This window comes from Robinsoniella sp., from assembly GCF_034124845.1.
The window spans coordinates 1-2,840 of record NZ_JAWYAJ010000512.1 but is presented as its reverse complement, the minus strand read 5'-3'; the positions used below and the strand labels follow the sequence as shown (position 1 = coordinate 2,840).

At 39.2% G+C, this 2,840-nt stretch carries 4 protein-coding genes and 1 pseudogene; 2 read left to right on the top strand and 3 right to left on the bottom strand.

Features of this window, described 5'->3' with window-relative positions:
• Positions 1-355, top strand: a pseudogene (locus tag ACH2DQ_RS25320) (peptidase M20); the annotation flags it as partial.
• Positions 356-460: 105 nt separating this feature from the next.
• Positions 461-1,384, top strand: coding sequence for an AEC family transporter (locus tag ACH2DQ_RS25315; protein ID WP_394912308.1), 924 nt, complete (start codon positions 461-463; stop codon positions 1,382-1,384).
• 118 nt (positions 1,385-1,502) lie between these two features.
• Here ACH2DQ_RS25315 and ACH2DQ_RS25310 read toward each other — a convergent pair whose 3' ends face one another.
• The 3 genes from ACH2DQ_RS25310 to ACH2DQ_RS25300 all read right to left on the bottom strand — a co-directional run.
• Positions 1,503-1,769: a hypothetical protein gene (locus ACH2DQ_RS25310; RefSeq protein WP_394912307.1), complete on the bottom strand. Its 267-nt coding sequence runs from the start codon at positions 1,767-1,769 to the stop codon at positions 1,503-1,505.
• Positions 1,770-1,774: 5 nt separating this feature from the next.
• Positions 1,775-2,068, bottom strand: a complete 294-nt coding sequence (locus ACH2DQ_RS25305) for a DUF6980 family protein (protein WP_394912306.1) — start codon at positions 2,066-2,068, stop codon at positions 1,775-1,777.
• 521 nt (positions 2,069-2,589) lie between these two features.
• On the bottom strand, positions 2,590-2,840 hold a 251-nt coding region (locus ACH2DQ_RS25300), incomplete at its 5' end, for a hypothetical protein (protein ID WP_395028617.1).

Below are 2,840 nucleotides of genomic sequence, written 5' to 3'. Positions count from 1 at the left end.
GCCGATCTGCGGTACAGAAGAGAATGTTACCCAGGTTGGCAGAGGGAAAATGGAAGAGGCAGGACTGGTAATGGAAGAGGGACCTATGACGCCGCCTCATCACGTGCCGGGAGATTCCTTATTTGTGCAGACACTTCTTGGGAGCTATGAGGCGTATACCGGAATAAAAGGAGAGCCTTTGGCAATCGGCGGCGGCACTTATGTTCACGGACTGGAGCGGGGAGTTGCATTTGGCTGTATGATACCGGAAGTGGATAACCACATGCATGGAGACGATGAGTTTATGGACATTGACATGCTGATTATGAGTACGAAGATTTTTGCAGATGTTATTGTGAAGCTCTGTAAAAAGTAAAATACCCCTCAGCAGGCATTTAACCATCGCGGCAGCCGCCAAGGGCAGGCAAGCTTGGCTTTGGCTCGTTGCACGCGGGAATAAACGAGGAACGGGCAGGACATTATGGATTACACAGGAATTGTGACAGCGCTGGTAAAGCTATTTATCTTAATTGCGTTAGGATATTATCTGAAGAAAAAAGATATTCTGGATGAGCATACGACCTCAAGGCTGACGACTCTGATTCTTCGGTTTGCATGTCCTGCTCTGATTATCAGCTCGGTAAGCACCGGACAGATCGGTGATAAAGGAATTGTTATTAAAATTTTTCTGGCTGGGGCGTGTTTATACGCCCTTTTGCCGGTATTTTCTTATATCGGGGTGAAGCTGCTTCGGGTGCAGAAGGAAAAAGAAGGCATTTATCGGACGCTGCTGATATTTTCCAATACTTCTTTTATGGCATTTCCGATTTTAGATGCGCTGTATGGCAAAAGCGCTATTTTTTACTGCACCGTAGTACATATGTTTTTTAATATTCTTATCTATACTTACGGAATCCGCCTGATTACCGGTGAGCCAATGGCAAAGGGCGGATTTCATTTAAAAAAGATCATTAATCTCGGCGTTGTTGCAAGCTTTCTGGCACTGGTTATCTTCCTTTTGGATATCCCCGTACCGGGGGTTATCAGTGAGACTCTGGGCACAATCGGTTCTATAACAACACCACTCTCTATGATGATTCTGGGAAGCTTACTCGCCGGATATTCCCTGAAGGAAATATTTGCGGAAAAGAAGCTGTACGCGGTGGCAGTCATCAAACTGCTGGTATATCCACTTCTGTGTCTCCCCATTGCCCTGTTCTTATTTCCGGACCCGGTTATTGTGGGAAGCATTGTACTGTCCATTGGTATGCCTACGGCATCCATGGTGGTGATGTTTTCAGAACAGTATCAAAAAGAAGTGAAAACGGCATCATCCGGTGTGATCTTGACAACGGTATGTTCGCTGATTACGATTCCGCTTATTTATATTTTCTTTTTAAATTGAAAAGACGGTGTTGGATAAGGATAGTCTTGTTGTACTATTCTGATGCGGAAATGGCTAGACCACATCCAGTCGGAGGATATCGCCCAGCAAAACATGGGCGATATCGCTCCTTATGAGTTTATAAAAATTTCTTTATATTAGTTGATATTTGAATATACTCATCAAAACTTTTTGTTTTATCGTTAAATCTTCTAATCCAAATTTTCTGAATATATTCTGCAAGCTCTTTTACTTCATCTATTTTGTACAACTTTTTATATTCACATACCTCTCCCTTAAATAATAAAGCTGGGTAGTCTGGCAGTACTGTACTTCCCAGATCGCAGTGTTCCCATTCAGAATATCCAGTCCAATACACTCTGATTTTAAACCATCCTTCTGTCATTACTTTTAATCCACTAAGTGCTGCCACCATGCATCAGATTTAAACTTTTCTGGTACTTCTTCTTCAAATGGATTAAATAGTCCAATTTTTTCTAATTCATCAAACCATAAATCTTTTTTTGAATCGGGCAATTTTTTTCCGCACCACGGACAATATATCATCTTGATATAAGATTTTCCAGAAACAATTCCATATTCATCATACTGAGGCGCATAGTATATTATATCATCCGAATCAAAGTCTCCTTCCTTCCTGTTGTTTCTTAGAAAATATTCCATATTTTTGCAACAATATTTCACTTGAATTTGCCTCCCTATCAGTTAATTTTAATTGTTCTTCCAGGAACAGCCGGTTTATAAATTTCTCCTGTTGTTGGCTACATTGAACCTAAATGATTACCTTTCCGGTCATATAATTTCATTTTCGGTAAGCAGCTGATTCAAGTTATTATAAGTATAGGTAGTTTTTACACCATTTTCTGTTTTTGATATGCGGTTGCTCAGTTTGTCATAGCAATAGGAGGTTTCCCTGGTACTTCCATTCTGGTTCACCGTGTCTTTCGTGAGCCTGTACAGGGATTAGCACTGATACTTTATCAAATTTTATATTTGTAATATTACTGTCATGGAAGTTGTCTTCCCATAGATATTTACGAATTGCACAATTATCTGGACATATAATTTTATGTTCATAATTATTCATAAATCTTAACTCTTCCTTTTTGTTTTGAAGATACACATTCAATAGAAATTTTTTACTATAGGCGGAATAGGTAAATGTTATTCCGCCTTAGGATATCATACTCATAGGTGGTATCTAATTAGTCTTCCAAATTGGTGAGATATAGTTCACCCTCACCCATAGCATTTCTAAGAGGTCTCCATTTTACCGTTTCAGCCGAAATCCATGTTCTATTTAATTTGTTTATATCTTCTAACTTAAAATCACTCCATTCGCTCCAAAAGAATATATCGCCAATTCTAACTAATGAAGATTCATAAATAATACAATCATAATCTATCGATCTTGGCTCTAAATTTAGTCTGTGAGTCTGTTCAAAAAGCATTTCTA